The 16,726-nt window shown below is 41.5% G+C and carries 13 protein-coding genes; 7 read left to right on the top strand and 6 right to left on the bottom strand.

What is annotated here, in order from left to right:
• Nucleotides 1–173: 173 nt before the first annotated feature.
• Nucleotides 174–680, bottom strand: coding sequence for a DinB family protein (locus VK159_RS19985; RefSeq protein ID WP_324231943.1), 507 nt, complete (start codon nucleotides 678–680; stop codon nucleotides 174–176).
• Nucleotides 681–872: 192 nt separating this feature from the next.
• Here VK159_RS19985 and VK159_RS19990 point away from each other — a divergent pair, with 192 nt between their 5' ends.
• From VK159_RS19990 to arsB, 3 genes are read left to right on the top strand one after another with little or no spacing between them, the layout of a single operon-like run.
• Nucleotides 873–1,208, top strand: a complete 336-nt coding sequence (locus VK159_RS19990; RefSeq protein WP_324231944.1) for a metalloregulator ArsR/SmtB family transcription factor — start codon at nucleotides 873–875, stop codon at nucleotides 1,206–1,208.
• Nucleotides 1,209–1,255: 47 nt separating this feature from the next.
• Nucleotides 1,256–1,873, top strand: a complete 618-nt coding sequence (locus VK159_RS19995) for a protein-tyrosine-phosphatase (RefSeq protein WP_324231945.1) — start codon at nucleotides 1,256–1,258, stop codon at nucleotides 1,871–1,873.
• A gap of 6 nt (nucleotides 1,874–1,879) precedes the next feature.
• On the top strand, nucleotides 1,880–2,956 hold the full coding sequence (gene arsB, locus VK159_RS20000; RefSeq protein WP_324231946.1) for an ACR3 family arsenite efflux transporter: 1,077 nt from the start codon (nucleotides 1,880–1,882) through the stop codon (nucleotides 2,954–2,956).
• Here the strand turns inward: arsB and VK159_RS20005 are convergent, their stop codons facing one another.
• The 4 genes from VK159_RS20005 to VK159_RS20020 form a co-directional block, all read right to left on the bottom strand.
• Nucleotides 2,957–3,667: an MIP/aquaporin family protein gene (locus tag VK159_RS20005; RefSeq protein ID WP_324231947.1), complete on the bottom strand. Its 711-nt coding sequence runs from the start codon at nucleotides 3,665–3,667 to the stop codon at nucleotides 2,957–2,959.
• A 121-nt stretch (nucleotides 3,668–3,788) separates the two neighbouring features.
• Entirely contained in the window at nucleotides 3,789–5,339 is a 1,551-nt protein-coding gene (locus VK159_RS20010) for a glycerol-3-phosphate dehydrogenase/oxidase (RefSeq protein ID WP_324231948.1), read from the bottom strand.
• A gap of 100 nt (nucleotides 5,340–5,439) precedes the next feature.
• Nucleotides 5,440–6,924, bottom strand: coding sequence for a glycerol kinase GlpK (gene glpK / locus VK159_RS20015; protein ID WP_324231949.1), 1,485 nt, complete (start codon nucleotides 6,922–6,924; stop codon nucleotides 5,440–5,442).
• A 36-nt stretch (nucleotides 6,925–6,960) separates the two neighbouring features.
• A complete protein-coding gene (locus tag VK159_RS20020; RefSeq protein WP_324231950.1) occupies nucleotides 6,961–8,367 on the bottom strand; it encodes a hypothetical protein in 1,407 nt (468 codons plus the stop codon).
• Between the two features lie 117 nt (nucleotides 8,368–8,484).
• Here VK159_RS20020 and VK159_RS20025 point away from each other — a divergent pair, with 117 nt between their 5' ends.
• Nucleotides 8,485–9,645, top strand: a complete 1,161-nt coding sequence (locus VK159_RS20025) for a hypothetical protein (RefSeq protein WP_324231951.1) — start codon at nucleotides 8,485–8,487, stop codon at nucleotides 9,643–9,645.
• A 10-nt stretch (nucleotides 9,646–9,655) separates the two neighbouring features.
• On the opposite strand, the gene VK159_RS20030 is transcribed toward VK159_RS20025, so the two are convergent.
• Complete coding sequence (locus VK159_RS20030) at nucleotides 9,656–11,779, bottom strand: M48 family metalloprotease (RefSeq protein WP_324231952.1); 2,124 nt, start codon at nucleotides 11,777–11,779, stop codon at nucleotides 9,656–9,658.
• Nucleotides 11,780–11,984: 205 nt separating this feature from the next.
• On the opposite strand from VK159_RS20030, the gene VK159_RS20035 reads away from it, so the two are divergent.
• The 3 genes from VK159_RS20035 (at nucleotide 11,985) to map (ending at nucleotide 16,528) form a co-directional block, all read left to right on the top strand.
• Complete coding sequence (locus VK159_RS20035) at nucleotides 11,985–13,781, top strand: DNA polymerase III subunit gamma/tau (protein WP_324231953.1); 1,797 nt, start codon at nucleotides 11,985–11,987, stop codon at nucleotides 13,779–13,781.
• A 208-nt stretch (nucleotides 13,782–13,989) separates the two neighbouring features.
• A complete protein-coding gene (locus VK159_RS20040; protein WP_324231954.1) occupies nucleotides 13,990–15,651 on the top strand; it encodes a 2-oxo acid dehydrogenase subunit E2 in 1,662 nt (553 codons plus the stop codon).
• 118 nt (nucleotides 15,652–15,769) lie between these two features.
• Nucleotides 15,770–16,528, top strand: coding sequence for a type I methionyl aminopeptidase (gene map, locus VK159_RS20045; RefSeq protein ID WP_324231955.1), 759 nt, complete (start codon nucleotides 15,770–15,772; stop codon nucleotides 16,526–16,528).
• Nucleotides 16,529–16,726: the final 198 nt, after the last annotated feature.

Raw genomic sequence — 16,726 nt, forward strand, 5'->3', positions numbered from 1 at the left:
TATGGCATCAACTGTTGCGTCGCACTCTTGTACCACATATCATTTGCAGCATTGCAAGGGTTGCAGACGCATTGGTCTGCAACCCTTGCAAATAACCTAAAACTTGCAACCGCAAATTGCGACTGCAAGTTTACCCGCCTTTATTTCCAATACGATGATTAATGAAACCGAATTTATTGCTGATTCGCCTGCTGCTTTACATTCCAAAAATTGTAATCCAGCATTGGAGCATCGGTGATTCCTGTATTCCTGCCAATGGTTACTATTTGCCCACGATGATAAGTGGTGTGGATGATTAAGTGTTGTAAGTATTCATACTTCGGAAAATTGGAAGAAAACCACGGCGACTCAATTAAATAGTTCTCATGCATAGCTGCCACATTCTCTTTTACATAAGCAGCCAAAAGTAAAGCTTCATTCACGAGGTTATCCATTTCGTTTTTAACATCCACTTCGGTTGCTATATAATCAAATTGTGGTGTTGCTGTTTCTCTTATCATAGACGACCAGTATAATTGAGTATCGCTGATGTGCTTTAGCGTTTTTGCAATGGAACTAAAACTTGAAAGGCATTCTTTATTCAGCACTTCCTCGGGATGTTTACTTAGCCAATTTACTAACTGTTGTGATACCCACACGTTGTAATCAACGTTGTTAATTATTACGGACTGTAAGCTCATGTTATGTTTTTTTAGGTTTTTGTTGAACTATAAATTTAAGGCTTGTTTACATAATAATGAATGGCAGTTTTTATTATCGCTGCCAGTAACAGCTCAATAATGGTTATTGTAAGGAACGAGACTTGGCTACTAATCTTCAACCAAACAAAATTAATTTGCCAGCTCCCCTATCGATCGTAATATTGCGATGAAATGGGAACAACTAAAACAGAAATTTTTACAGCAAAGCAAAACAAGCTGGCGGCTACACTTAAAGCTTTGGCGCACCCGGCTCGTATTGCCATTCTGCAACATTTACTGGAAGCAGAGCATTGCATCTGCGGCAGTCTGGTGGAAGAACTGGGTTTGGCGCAGGCTACTATTTCGCAGCATTTAAAAGAATTAAAACAGATCGGCATCATCAAAGGCTGCACCGAAGGCACAAGTGTAAGCTATTGTATTAATGAAAAGGAATGGAAAAAAGTAGAAACACTGGTTACAGGTTTCTTTCATAGTCTTCCTGCGGCAAAAGAAAACGGATGCTGTTAAACATCTTCTTCGATTAAAAAATTATTTCAATTTACAATACATCATACATGTACCAACCAATCAAAGAACGTTGCGAAGCACTGGTAAAAAACTTTAAAGAAATTCCGGCAGAGCGTAAAGAACTGCTGGAAAAAATTGCGGCTTACATCAGCGGCAAAGCTGCAATAAACGAAGCCATCAATCTTGTTTATGTGTGTACGCACAATTCCCGTCGCAGCCATTTAGGCCAGGTGTGGGCTGCAGTAGCAGCAGCCTATTATAACATAAGCAATGTGCATACGTTTTCCGGCGGCACAGAAGCAACTGCGTTCAACCCAAATGCGATCAAGGCAATTACAGCAGCAGGATTCACCGTAAAGAAAACAACGGAAACAACGAACCCTGTTTACGAAGTGTACTTTGCTGAAGATGAATTCACCACTTGTTTTTCAAAAGTATACAACCACAAAATAAATCCAGCGCAAAACTTTGCAGCCATCATGACCTGCTCCGATGCAGAAGATAATTGTCCGTTCATTCCCGGTTGTGATCTGCGAATCGGTACTACCTACAACGATCCAAAAGCATTTGATACTACCATTCTGCAGGATGAAAAATATACAGAACGCAGCAATCAGATTGCCATGGAATGCTTGTATGTATTTTCAAAAGTTGTAAACAACTAAACTATTATGAGTGCAAACAACTGTGCCCCTGCACACGAGCGAAAGAAGTTAAGCTTTTTAGACAGGTATTTAACCTTGTGGATCTTTTTAGCAATGGCCATTGGTGTTGGCATTGGCTATTTCTTTCCTTCTTCGGCTACGTTCATCAATTCATTTTCATCGGGCACCACCAATATTCCATTAGCCATTGGATTGATCCTGATGATGTATCCGCCGTTTACGAAAGTGAAATACGACAAACTGAAAGAAGTATTTAAGAATACAAAAGTGTTGAGTGTTTCATTGCTGCTCAACTGGATCATTGGACCCATACTCATGTTTGCGCTGGCAATTATTTTTCTGCACGACTATCCGGAATACATGGTTGGATTGATCCTGATTGGCCTTGCTCGTTGTATTGCCATGGTGATTGTTTGGAACGAACTGGCAGAAGGCAGTCGTGAATATGCAGCAGGACTGGTTGCGCTGAACAGTATTTTCCAGGTGCTGATGTTCAGTATCTATGCCTATGTGTTCATTACTGTGTTGCCTCCACTGTTTGGTTTCAGCGGATCAGTTGTAAATATCACGATCGGCGAAATTGCAGAGACCGTTGCTATTTATTTAGGCATTCCGTTTTTAGCTGGTTTTCTTACACGTTATTTTTTATTAAAGCTGAAAGGGGAAGAATGGTATCAAACGAAATTTATTCCGTTTGTTTCACCCATCACATTAATTGCATTGTTGTTCACCATCATCGTGATGTTCAGTTTGAAAGGTGAATTGATCGTGCAAATTCCATTAGATGTTGTACGCATTGCAATTCCGTTGGTGATCTACTTTGCTATTATGTTCTTAGTGAGTTTCTTCATCGGTAAAAAAATGGGCGCTGATTATTCTACCAATGCATCCATTGCATTTACAGCAGCAGGCAACAATTTTGAATTAGCGATTGCAGTAGCCATCGGTGTATTCGGCATCAACAGCGGACAAGCTTTTGCCGGTGTAATTGGTCCGTTGGTGGAAGTGCCTGCCTTGATCGCCTTGGTGAATGTTGCGTTTTGGTTACGGGATAAATATTACATTCAAAAACAGGCTGTATGATCAGCCTTGCAGCAAGGTCCAGACTCCAACAGCAATCAATGCGCCGATGAGTGGACCAACAATCGGCACCCAGCTATAACTCCAATCGCTGTTGCGTTTATTTTTTATCGGCAGAATAAAATGCATGATACGTGGACCAAGATCACGTGCGGGATTAATGGCATAACCCGTTGGTCCGCCCAAACTCAAACCAATTCCCAACACCAGTAATGCAACAGACAATGCATCCAATGCACCTAAACTATTTTGTGGTGCTGCAATAAATAACACTCCTAACATCAATACAAATGTCCCAATGATTTCTGTCGTGAGATTAGCAATTGTATTCCGGATAGCAGGGGCTGTACAGAAGATCGCCATCATAGCATCTGCATCATTCACTTCATCGAAATGTTTCCGGTAAGCAAGCCACATTAAAAAAGAACCTGTCATAGCACCCAACACCTGTGAAAGTATATAGTACGGAACAGAAGCCCATTCAAATTTTCCAATTGCTGCCAACGCAATACTGATAGCCGGGTTGAGATGTGCGCCGCTTACGGTTGCGCTACTGTACACTCCTACAAATACAGCAATGGCCCATCCAAATGTGATGACGATCCATCCCCCGTTTTGTCCTTTTGATTTCGCTAATAATACATTGGCAACAACGCCATTACCAAGTAAGATGATAAACATGGTACCGATGAATTCTGCAAGGAAGGGTGACATATGGCAGTCGTTTGGTTTGTAGTTTATAGTTGGTAGTTATGCCCGCAATTCAAATTTTACAAATTGAGATTGACAGCTGAGAGTGCAGTTAACAAAAAACTACAAACTATCAACTCTGTCCCTACTTCAACACGTACCCCTTCGCCACTTCATTGAACGCTTCGATCTGTTGTTGTTTCCACACTTCATCTTTATTCAATTCCTTCATCATAATATCCGCAACCAACGGCGCTGCTTCAATCGCTGCTTTTGCATCAAGGATCAATGCTCTTGTTCTCCTCGACAATACATCCTCCAACGTCATTGCCATTTCATGACCCACAGCCCAAAAAACTTCTGCAACGGTGTACGGGAGATTTGGGTGAATCAATTGCGAATAACCCTGGTGTTGCAGATAGCGAATAGCGGCTGCATCACTTCCATAATAATGAAGCGGATCATCAAAATCAACTTTCTTCATCCAGCCATGCAGCTTCATGGTTTCTGTTTGGCAACGGGTGTATGCAAGCCCACCTTCATAGTGTGCTTTCAGAATGACCTCTTGTGCCATCTTCCGATACGTGGTCCATTTACCACCGCTGATATTGATCATGCCTCCTTTTGATACCCAAATGGTATGATCACGGGGAAGCACAGCCGTTTTCTTTTGTCCGGGCACTTTCACCAACGGACGCAAACCGGCAAACACACTTTTTACATCGCTGCGTTTTAAACCGGTATGCACATAGCGGTTGAAATGATTGATCACAAACTCCACTTCATCTTCCAATGGTAATGGTTCAATCACCGCTGTCTCAACACTGGTATCTGTTGTACCGATAATTACTTTATCATGAAACGGAACGGCAAATAATACACGTCCATCATCAGTACGTGGTATAAACAAAGCCTGATCGCCGGGGAAAAATGTTTTCTCTACTACAATATGAATTCCCTGCGAAGGCGATACCGTTTTTGTTAACCCATCATCATCCATCTTCAACACATCATCTACAAACACACCTGTTGCGTTGATCACAACAGTGCCTCTTGCTTCGTATGTTTCCTCGGTTAAACAATCATGAATATGTACACCTGCTACTTTTCCTTGTTCATGAATCAAATTGGTAACCTTGCAATAATTCAAAACAGTTGCACTTACATCGGCAGCTGTTAACGCCAATGACACACATAAACGTGCATCATCAAACTGTCCATCGTAATACGCTACACCACCGCTTAATTTCTTTCCATCAAGGCCTTTAATGTATTCCTGTGTTTTCTTGATCGATAAAATTTCACTCGGGCCAAGACTTAATTTCGCTGAAAGAAAATTATATACTTTTAAACCAAGCCCGTAATATAATTTCTCCCACCAACGATACGCAGGTAATACCAATTTCAAACGATGAGCAATATGCGGCGCATTTTTCAGCAATAAGCCACGTTCACGAAGTGCATCACGCACCAAACGGAAATTTCCCTGTTGCAGGTAACGTACTCCGCCGTGTATGAGTTTGGTAGAACGGCTTGATGTTCCTTTTCCAAAATCGTGTTGCTCCAGTAAAAGTGTTTTATAACCACGTGCTGCTGCATCTACTGCTGCACCTAATCCGGTTGCGCCACCACCAATTATGATGATGTCCCAATGGTTGGTGGTTTTTAATTGTTGTATTTGTTGTGAACGATTCAAGAATAGTTAATGGTTGATAGTTAATAGTTCATTACTGAGCATCCGCAATATTACTCAAACAACCTGAAGTTTGAAGAACTGTAAACTACAAACTTCAAACTTAATAGCTCTGCGCCGCTTTCACCGCTTTCTTCCAGCCATTCATCAGACCTACCCGTTTTTCTTCATCCATTGCGCTCTCAAATTTGCGATCGACCTGCCATTGCTCCTGTATTTCATCAATACTGTTCCAGTAACCTGTTGCGAGTCCGGCAAGATAAGCAGCGCCCAATGCGGTTGTCTCCGTAATACGGGGACGCACAACCGCCGTATTCAACAGATCACTTTGAAACTGCATCAACAAATTGTTTACAGTTGCGCCACCATCCACCCGTAATTCTTTGATCTCAATACCCGAATCGGCTTCCATTGCTTTCAGCACATCAACTGTTTGGTAAGCGATACTATCCAATGCTGCTTTTGCAAAATGTGCCGCTGTTGCGCCTCTCGTAATACCAACAATGGTTCCTCTTGCATGTTGATTCCAGTAAGGTGCACCCAAACCCGTAAACGCCGGCACCATGTATACACCGTCGCTATCAGAAACTTTTGCTGCGAGCTTTTCAATATCGGTTGAAGAACGGATAATACCGAGTCCATCACGCAGCCATTGCACCACTGCACCGGCAATAAACACACTTCCTTCCAATGCATATTCTGTTTTACCGTTGATCTTCCATGCAACAGTGGTTAGCAGATTGTTTTTGGAAATAACGGCTTTCTCCCCGGTATTCATGAGCATAAAACAACCGGTGCCGTAGGTATTTTTTACCATGCCGGGGTGTGTACACAACTGACCAAACAATGCACTCTGCTGATCGCCTGCAATGCCTGCAATAGGGATATTGGTAGCCGTTAGTATATTTTGTGTAGTACCGAACACTTCACTGCTGCTCCGTATTTGTGGCAACATATTACCCGGCACATTAAATATCTTTTCCAACTCACCATCCCATTGCAGTGTTTGTAAATTCATGAGCATGGTGCGGCTTGCATTCGTTACATCTGTTGCATGTACCTGTCCTTTTGTAAGCTTCCACAATAACCAGGTATCAATGGTACCAAAACAGAGTTCACCTTTTTCTGCTCTTGCTCTTGCACCTTCTACATTATCTAAGATCCATTTCACTTTTGATGCACTGAAGTATGCATCAACCACCAAACCTGTTCGTTGCTGAATCAGTATGTGGAGATTTTTTCGTTTGAGTTCATCACAGAAATCTGCCGTTCGTCTATCCTGCCAAACAATGGCATTGTAGATGGGCTTGCCGGTGTTGCGATCCCACACCACCGTTGTTTCACGTTGGTTGGTGATACCAATAGCATGAATATTTTCTGTACTTAATCCAGCCTTGGTAATTGCTTCTGCAGCTACACCAAGTTGTGTGCTCCAAATTTCTTCGGGATCATGCTCCACCCAACCGGGCTGCGGAAATATTTGTTTAAATTCTTTTTGTGCGACAGAGATAATGCTTCCATCATGACCGAACACAATGGCACGGCTGCTGGTTGTTCCCTGGTCTAAGGCAAGAATGTATTTCGTCATGAAAACAAGTTACACAAAAACCTGTTGCGACAAACATTAGAAAATAACATGGGAGAAACCGAAATTGAAATTGCCTGCTACAACATTTTTGTTATAAGCAGTCATTACCGGAACATCATCTCTCAACTCAGTGTAATAGTATTTAATATCTGCCTCAAGGAATACTCTGGTACGAAAATTAATAAAATAGTTAGCAGAGAATTGCAAACCTGGCACAAGCGAAAAGTAAGTAGTTCGGCTTATTCCCATATTTTGTTGCCCATAAACAGCATCAAAACTCAAACCTCCATCTACAACAGTTCGATTTGTTGGGTAATAACCAAAACCATAAACTGAATTGAACAATAACTCCGGGTATGTTCGAAACCATTCAGATTCAGTTGAACCTGAAACGGATTCACTTTTTATTTTCTCTCTATTAAATGTTTGTCTGAATCGAATCGCCGCTCTGGCAATACGTTGCCAATGAAGTGTTACCGGCTTGTGGTGCTCAATTCCTATTTCCGGTTCATAAAAATATTCGATCTGCTTCGTATCATTCGTATAAGGAAATGAAGTTGTGTCTGTCTGTTTAAATCCCTCAACGTTAAAACTAAATCCGGGCTTTAGTTGTGCATATATTCTTGTGCCGCTAAGCCGTCCGGGATTGAATGCAAGCAACCAGTTATCATTTACTGCTGTAAAGTAGGCAATCGACGGAGCTTGTATCAACTGTTTGCTTTGTAAAAATGAATCGACACGTGTCAATTCATAGATTAGTCTTTTGCGATCATCAAACACACGTCGGTTGTTAATATCAGTGATCAGCACAGCCAGTTCATATTCCGTTGCAGCATCCGGCACACGATCAAGCAGCCCCATTTTCTGCAGGTCGTTTATAATGAACTTTGCCATTTGAGCATCCTGCACATTTTCCAAACGTCCTTTTCCAACACCAAGTACTAGCATATTGGAAACACTGTTACCAGTTGTTTTACTATCCAGAAATTGCGATCGATTCTTTCGAGTATTACTAACAGCCCCCAGCTCGTTCCCCACCTCAATAAAGAAATTTCTGCTGTTAAAAAAACGATCCATCCTGCTCCAATCTGCATCAAGTATTATTTGTCGGTTACGTTCTGCCACCACGCCTCCATTTTCGTTTCTAACAAAATTGAATACCGGGTTAAAACTGATTGTGGAAATGTGTTGACGTTTATCGGTACTGATTATGCGGTAATAATTGATGCCGGAATTAGAGTTAAATTGGTTTCCCTTAACATCCGTTCGAGTACCCCCTTTCGCATCATATAAACTTCCGGATGCGTTGAGGTTTAGCAGTAATGCTTTAAATCCGGGTGTACGGTATTTATAATTTTTTAGCTGAAAACTGCTGTCCTGGGCGTTTGAAATGGTGGGTAGTATGAACAAGAAAAAATTAATGAGGAGTATAAGTCGCTTCATAAGTAGTTCGGTTTAGTAACTCAAATATAGACGTACACATTTCTTTTGCCATTAATTAAATCATAAATAAAACAAAAGAACCTGTTAAGAAAGTTCAGCTAAATTTGATACTCTATTATGCAAACAATTGAAGTTACAGACAGGCACTCAGCAAAAGAATTTTTACAGGTAGCTGTGGAATTATATAAACATGATGCCAACTGGATCCGTCCGTTGGATAAGGATATTGAGCAGGTGTTTGATGAGAAGAAGAATAAAGCCTTTCGTCATGGTGAAGTGATCCGCTGGATATTAAAGAATGACGATGGAAAATTAATCGGGCGTATTGCAGCATTCGTAAACAAGAAATACAAATCGAAAGGTGATGATGTGCCCGTTGGTGGTATTGGTTTTTTTGAATGTGTCAACAATCAAATCGCAGCCAACCTGTTATTCGATACAGCTAAAAACTGGTTACAAAGCAAAGGCATGGAAGCCATGGATGGGCCTATCAATTTTGGTGAGCGTGACCGCTGGTGGGGTTTGCAGGTGGAGGGATTTCAGCAACCATTGTATTGCATGAACTATAATCTTCCTTACTATCAACAGTTGTATGAACAGTATGGCTTTCAATTATTCTTTAATCAATATTGCTATTCGCTGAAAGTAAAAGATAAGCTGAGTGATAAATTTTATGAGCGTCATGATCGTTTAGCGAAAGATCCCCACTACAAAGCCGTTCACATTAAAGTGAATCAACTCGAAAAATTTGCAAGAGACTTTTGCACGGTGTATAACAAAGCATGGGCTGGTCATGCCGGGTTAAAACAAATGGAAGAAAAAACAGCGATGGCCATGTTCAATGCGATGAAACCAGTGATGGATGAACGCATCTGTTGGTTTACCTATTATAATAATGATCCGGTTGCTGTTTGGCTGAACTTACCCGATCTCAATCAATGGTTCATGGAATTGAACGGACGATTTGATAGCTGGAGCAAACTGAAATTCCTTTGGGTAAAAGCAACCAAGCGAAATAAAAAATTCACCGGCATCATCTTTGGCATTGTGCCCGAACATCAGCACAAAGGTGTGGATGCATTTATGATCATTGAAGCGGCAAAAGTGATACAGGTGCCCATGCTGTACGATGATTATGAAATGCAATGGATCGGCGATTTTAATCCACGCATGATGAATGTGGCTGCCAGCCTGGGTACGCACATCAGCAGACGTTTAATTACCTATCGCTTTTTGTTTGACAGACAGAAAGAATTTAAGCGGCATCCGTTATTGTAATTATTTATTATCAAGCAACAGCTTTCAAATACAGATCATACTGGTATTCGAGTATGTTTTTGAAACTTTTGAATTGTATCAATGCCAATTCTTCCACTACTTCATTTACCAGTTTATGAATAGTTGTAAGCTCGTAGTCAATAAAACTATCACCTCCAAAATATTGATAGTTTGCATTTACAAAATGAGCGGCTTTTGCTTTTAATTCTGTATTGGCATCAAAAACACCATTCTCCAACCAATAGCCTAATAACAATCTCAAATCAGCACTTGCCTGCCTTAGTTCTGATGCCATTTGTTCAGCAGCTTCAATACTTACCTGCTGGCCCTGCAACAAAGGAGAAAGAGTGTTGACCACTTGCTGAGCAGTTTCAAAATGCTTATCTGCCCGTTTCCTATTTTCAAAATGCTCATTATACATTTGTTTTAGCTTGCCAGCTGCCTGCTCCCCGTTTTGTTTGGCAGCTTTGAAAAAGAAAGCCATATTTTCTTCTTCATCAAGTTGCAACTGCTTTTTCTGCTGTTCAATTTCTTGTTTTAGCTTTTCAAGAATTGCTTCGGCTTCTTCCCGCTCATGCTTTACGCCGTCGTAATCAAATGTTTTCGTTTCTATACCGCCATCAACAATTGCCTGTAGCAAAGCGGCATCCGATTCATTTGCAAGCATCTGTTTACCTAACCCTACTTTTTCATCACTAAACAATGTCTTAAAATTTTCCTTACTTATTTCTTGTCCGTAAGGCTTGTTGACTAATGCTTCCAGATCAACATTATTAATACGTTTATCATCATAATAACCGTTGTACTCTTCAGGCAATCGAAACGATTGTATTTCATTAATATATTTTTCTCTGAATGCATTTTCATCGATCATCTTCTGTTTCATTTCTTCAGGCACCGATACATAAATGACCTGGGATAATTGTTGCTGAAGCTTTTCAGGATGTGCAAATAAAACCCATGCCGAACGCTCATCTGTTACACCATCAATCTTTAATTCATTCAATCTTGCTTCACGGTCTTCATTTGCCGGATGCGAAGCCCATTGATTTTTGATATTGAGCTTGGTTAATTGAAAGCGCTTTAAAAACTCATCACTCACCAAAGGAACTCCGTTTTGCACAGGCAAATCGTAGTCAACTGCATATTGATGCATTACTACTCGATGATTGCTGTATACATTTGCAAATACTTCTTTATTCTTTAACCACGCATCTGCTTTTTGCAGAACTGAATTATAACACGCATCACTGATCTCCAGTTTCTTTAATGCAGTTGCCAGGTTATTGCCGCCACTAACACTTGCAGCAACAGCATCAGCATGAAATTCCATTTCACGGGACAGGCTCATGTAGTTTTTATTGATGAAACTATACATCCCCTGCAAAATGGATTGAATGCCTTTTATTATTTGAACAGTGATCCAGACAAAAATGCCGATTGCCCAATGAAGATTACCCCAGGTATGCAGAAACTTTCCAAAGTCATTGTTCTCATACAGCATGTTGTAAATAGCTTTATTTACATTGTATACAAAACTCCCGAGTTTCATACTGCGTTGGGAAAAATGCCCAAACTCATGAGCCATCACTGCTTTAAATTCACTGAGGGTAATTGTGTTCACCAAACCCAGTCCTATCATTAAATTCTTTTTCACGGGGAAAAACATGCTCCAGAAACTATCATTATAAAATACAGATGCATTGACTTCTGGCGAAAGAACAATCTTTTTAGGAAACTGTGTTTGTGTATCAATTGTTAGCTGACGGATGAACGCAAACAATTCCGGCTGGTCTTTTTCTGTTACCTCTACCATTCCTGATTCGTCCACTTTCTTTACAGAAAAAATAAACTTCACTAAAAAGATCACTACCATTATTCCAATACTCATAATTCCGGCACCGCCAATGATCACGAGCAAGTGCCCTGCATTAAGAATAACGGCCCAGCCCAGCAACACACATCCAACAGCCAGTGCCACTGCCGCTACCATCAGAATGATATAGACAATAAAGAACAAGGAGATTGATCCCATCACTTTTTTCACTTCGGCCTTAAACGACGCAGAAGGTTCAGTTACGGATTCGTCAACATTAACAGGATTTACAGGGTACAATGAGGATAATTGAGACATGTTTTTTCTTTGATTGTTGAAAATAATATGAGCCTGTTAAACCACAAAATTTACAGGGGTTGAAAAAACAACTGACCTTATATCTGAAAGAAAACAGCTCATAACTGTGTTAAATTCATTTCCACGTCAATAATTACCCATCAGTCTTATGTGGGTATTCTTCTAGTTGTGATATTAGACGAAGTAGTAAATTGCACCCGCAGTTATGGATAAATTCATTGTTTCAGCACGCAAGTACAGACCCCAGACTTTTGATACAGTTGTGGGGCAAACGCATATCACAACAACGCTCAAAAATGCCATCAGCCACAACCAGCTGGCGCATGCCTTTTTGTTTTGCGGTCCGAGAGGTGTGGGTAAAACCACCTGTGCCCGTATTTTGGCTAAGACCATCAACTGCGAAAATATTCAACCTAACGGTGAAGCTTGTGACACTTGTGTAAGCTGCAGAACCTTCAATGAAGGCACATCGCTTAACATTCATGAGCTCGATGCGGCCAGTAACAACTCGGTGGATGATATCCGTTCATTGATTGAACAGGTTCGCTTTGCACCGCAAATGGGTAAATACAAAGTGTACATTATTGATGAGGTACACATGCTCAGTTCCAGCGCCTTCAATGCATTTTTGAAAACATTGGAAGAGCCTCCCTCCTATGCCATTTTTATTTTAGCAACTACGGAGAAACATAAAATTCTTCCAACCATTTTAAGCCGTTGCCAGATCTTCGATTTCAAACGCATCACCACCAACGATACCGTTGATCATTTGCAGGAGATCGTTGACAAAGAGGAGATCAAAGCAGAGAAACCCGCCTTGCAGGTAATTGCTCAAAAGAGCGAAGGTTGTATGCGTGATGCCCTCAGCATTATGGATAAGATCGTGAGTTTTACCAATGGCGAATTAACATATCAGAACACATTAGAGCATCTGAATATTTTAGATGCCGATTATTTTTTCAAGTTGCTGGAGGCTATGCAACAGCAGGATCTGGCAACAAGCATGTTGTTGTTTGATGATATTAACCGCAAGGGTTTTGAAGGCGACATGGTATTGAACGCCATGGCTGAATTCTTCCGCAACCTATTGGTGTGTAAAGATGAGAAGGTTGCCAACTTGCTTGAAGTGGTAGAAAGCTTTAAAGACAAATATATTTCGGCTGCTAAAAAAACATCTGCTTCTTATATCATCAGTGCATTGAATCTGTTGAATGATGCGGAGATCACTTACAAACAGGCCCGCAATAAACGTCTGCATGTAGAATTGGCGCTGATTAAACTCACCTACCTGCAGCAGGCGCTCGATCTTACTGATAAAAAAAAAGTAGTTGAAAAAACAAAGGCGGTTCAGTTTCGTGCATTAAAGCCAATTGAAGTAAAAGAACAGGCTGAAGGCACAAGGAACAAGGCACAGGAAACAAGTGGAGCCAAATTGATTGTTGAAGAACCCATTGAAAAGATACAAGGAACAAGGAACAAGATTCAAGAGCCAAAATCCAATATCCAAATTCCAACTACACAAACTGCCGTTCCAAAAACTGCTTCAGCAGGCATTAAAGGTGGTTTATCAAAACTTCGTGAAAAGATTGCTGCAGAAAATAACAATCCCAACAATCAGCAAAAAGAAATTGATCCGGAAGGTTTGAAAATAGCCTGGCAGGAATATATTCTTAAACTGAAAGCTGCTACTAAACATTCGGTGGTATCAACGTTTGAGATGATGGAATGCCGCATGAAAACTCCGCTCGATTTTGAAGTGCAGGTGTACGGCAATATTCAGCTTGGTTTTCTGAAACAGGAAAAAACGGCGCTGCTTCAACATGTGCAGGGCTTTTTTAAAAATCCCAACATCAATATTCTTGTTCAGCTGGTTGAAGAACCGGAAGATCTTACGCCGGTGGAGCGTCCGCTTTCCACGAAAGAACAATTCATGCGTATGGCGGAGAAATATCCGCTGGTAAAAGATCTGAAAGACAGGTTGGGTTTGGAACTGGATTACTAGTTGATACAAAGCCGGTAGCCGGAAGTTATTAGGCCATAAACCTGGTTTTCGTCACTTCTTTTGAAGCATTTTAATGTGATTCTTTTCCGCCAAACACAGACTAACGATTATTGGCAAAAGACTACTGACTATCAACTAAAGACTACCGACTTATATTTCCCCAAATTGCCTTAATTTCACGCCCTCATTACGACAAAAAACTGATCTTATGGCTGAAGTGATTCGTATGCCCCTGTTAAGTGATACCATGACCGAGGGAAAAATTCTGAAATGGAACAAACAGGTGGGCGATAAAGTTAAAGGCGATGATGTGCTTGCAGATGTTGAAACCGATAAAGCTACGATGGAAGTTGTGGGTTATGCCGATGGCACCTTACTCTATATCGGCGTTCCGGAAGGCAAAGCTGCACAGATCAATGAAATTATTGCAATCGTTGGTAAAGAAGGTGAAGATTATAAAAGCCTGTTAGATGGCGGATCGGCTGCTCCGGCTCCGGCTCCGGCTCCCGCTGCTGCAACAGAAACGGCTGCTGCTCCAGCTCCTTCAGCTCCTGCCGCTTCAGGTGTTGATGCTGATGCATTAGCTCAACAGCTCGGTGTTACTGTTATCCGTATGCCGCTTCTGAGCGATACTATGACAGAGGGAAAGATCATTGCCTGGAACAAGAAAGTGGGTGATGCTGTAAAGGCTGATGAAAGTCTTGCAGATGTGGAAACCGATAAGGCAACCATGGAAGTGATTCCTTATGTAGACGGTACAATTTTATATACCGGTGTTGAAGCCGGCAATGCTGCCAAGGTAAATGAAGTAATTGCTGTGATCGGTAAAGCCGGTACAGATATCTCTGCTTTGGTTAGTGCATTTAAAAATCCGGGTGCTGCTGCAGCTCCCGCAAGTGCGCCCGCTGCAACAACAACAACTGCTGCCGTAAGTGCTCCTGCTGCTGTTGCTTCAACAACAGCTTCAAGCACAGAAAATGGTCGTTTAAAAGCATCTCCGTTGGCAAAGAAAATTGCTGCTGAAAAAGGCATCGATCTCCATGCTGTACAAGGCAGTGGCGATGGTGGCCGTATCATTAAAGCAGATATTGATAATTATAAACCGGCAGCCGCTGCTGCAAGTGCTCCTGCAGCAAAAGCTGCAACTCCTTCTGCCCCTGTTATTGCGTTTACTCCGGGTGCAGGCGAAGGATTTGTTGATACGCCAAACAGCAACATGCGCAAGACCATTGCCCGTCGGTTGGGCGAAAGCATGTTCACTGCTCCTCACTTCTATTTGAAAATGGAGTTGAACATGGATAACGCCATGGCAGCCCGTGCACAAATGAATGCCATCAGTCCGGTGAAGATCAGCTTCCAGGATATGATGATCAAAGCATGTGCAATGGCTCTCCGCAAACATCCTGCAGTGAACTCTTCATGGATGGGCGAATTCATCCGCACATACAATCATATTCATATTGGTAGTGCTGTTGCAGTTGACCAGGGATTGATTGTTCCAGTATTCAAATTTGCAGATCAGAAAAGTTTGAGCCAGATCGCTTCTGAAGCAAATGGCTTGTACGATAAAGCAAGAACAGGTAAACTGCAACCGCAGGAATTCACCGGTAACACATTCACGATCTCGAATTTAGGAATGATGGATATCGAAGATTTCACTGCCATCATCAATCCTCCCGACAGTTGTATTCTTGCTGTTGGCCGAATTAAAGAGATCGTTATCAAGAAAGCTGACGGCAGCTTTGGTACAACCAACGTTATGAAAGTAACTTTGAGTTGCGATCACCGCAGTGTGGATGGTGCTGTTGGTTCATCGTTCCTGCAAACACTGAAGAAGTATATCGAGAATCCTGTTACAATGTTGGTATAAGTATCTCCAATCTATTTTATACGATCCCGTTGCATTGCTGCAACGGGATTTTTTTATTGTTAAATGGTTGAAGAAGCAGACAACTCTGATTTATCTTTATTAACTAAACAGAACAACTATGTCCATCACCAACAATGCAGAACTTGAAGGCATGCAAAAGATCAGTAACGCAGTTGCTGTAACGCTCAAAGCCATGCGTGAATATGCAAAGCCCGGCATCAGCACAAAAGAACTGGATGAGTTTGGTGGAAAGATGTTGGAGGACATGGGTGCTAAATCGGCACCTTTTCTTACGTATAATTTTCCCGGCTTCACCTGCATTAGTGTAAACAAATCATTTGCACACGGCATTCCCTCTACCAATATTATTTTGCAGGAGGGCGATCTGGTGAATATTGATGTGTCGGCTGAGTTAGATGGTTATTGGTCGGACAATGGTGGTTCCTTTGTTGTGGGTGAAGATCTGCATCAACATCAACCATTGGTTGATCTATCGAAACGTATTTTATATAACGCACTTGACCAGATCAAAGGTGGTGTGCGTATAGCAGAGATCGGGAAGCTGATCGAAACACAAGCGAAGAAAGCAAACTGTAAAGTGATACAGAATTTAACGGGTCATGGTGTTGGTAAAAGTTTGCACGAAGATCCGCTTGAAATTCCCAACTACTACGACAGATTTAATACAAAACGTTTTCGCAAAAATTCAGTGGTTGCCATTGAAACATTCATTGCCACGCATTCCACACAAGCAGTGGAGTTGGAAGATGGCTGGACTTTTGTTGGCAACAAAGGCGGCTATGTAGTACAGCACGAACATACTATCATGATCACAGATGGCAAGCCGGTTATTCTTACAGCAGCCAATGGTATTTGAGATAAGTGATTTAATCAGGATAAACCTTTCCGTATCTAGCCACAAGAAGCGGCAAACAGCAATTTACTTTTTCAACGCCTGCTCCGCATTGTCAAAAACATTTTGGCAGAAGGCTTGTTGTGTTAGCTTCAGCCGGCAAATGACAGCCAGGCGATAGTTTACCCGTTAAACAAAGCTTACATTTACAACAAGCACAAT

It is taken from the genome of Lacibacter sp. (assembly GCF_035299325.1).
GTDB lineage: Bacteria > Bacteroidota > Bacteroidia > Chitinophagales > Chitinophagaceae > Lacibacter.

What these genes read in the sequence shown, in the direction of transcription:
- VK159_RS19985 (WP_324231943.1), bottom strand. Translation starts at nt 680, where the DNA reads ATGAGCTTACAGTCCGTAATAATTAACAACGTTGATTACAACGTGTGG.
- VK159_RS19990 (WP_324231944.1), top strand. Translation starts at nt 873, where the DNA reads ATGGGAACAACTAAAACAGAAATTTTTACAGCAAAGCAAAACAAGCTG.
- VK159_RS19995 (WP_324231945.1), top strand. Translation starts at nt 1,256, where the DNA reads ATGTACCAACCAATCAAAGAACGTTGCGAAGCACTGGTAAAAAACTTT.
- arsB (WP_324231946.1), top strand. Translation starts at nt 1,880, where the DNA reads ATGAGTGCAAACAACTGTGCCCCTGCACACGAGCGAAAGAAGTTAAGC.
- VK159_RS20005 (WP_324231947.1), bottom strand. Translation starts at nt 3,667, where the DNA reads ATGTCACCCTTCCTTGCAGAATTCATCGGTACCATGTTTATCATCTTA.
- glpK (WP_324231949.1), bottom strand. Translation starts at nt 6,924, where the DNA reads ATGACGAAATACATTCTTGCCTTAGACCAGGGAACAACCAGCAGCCGT.
- VK159_RS20020 (WP_324231950.1), bottom strand. Translation starts at nt 8,367, where the DNA reads ATGAAGCGACTTATACTCCTCATTAATTTTTTCTTGTTCATACTACCC.
- VK159_RS20025 (WP_324231951.1), top strand. Translation starts at nt 8,485, where the DNA reads ATGCAAACAATTGAAGTTACAGACAGGCACTCAGCAAAAGAATTTTTA.
- VK159_RS20030 (WP_324231952.1), bottom strand. Translation starts at nt 11,779, where the DNA reads ATGTCTCAATTATCCTCATTGTACCCTGTAAATCCTGTTAATGTTGAC.
- VK159_RS20035 (WP_324231953.1), top strand. Translation starts at nt 11,985, where the DNA reads ATGGATAAATTCATTGTTTCAGCACGCAAGTACAGACCCCAGACTTTT.
- VK159_RS20040 (WP_324231954.1), top strand. Translation starts at nt 13,990, where the DNA reads ATGGCTGAAGTGATTCGTATGCCCCTGTTAAGTGATACCATGACCGAG.
- map (WP_324231955.1), top strand. Translation starts at nt 15,770, where the DNA reads ATGTCCATCACCAACAATGCAGAACTTGAAGGCATGCAAAAGATCAGT.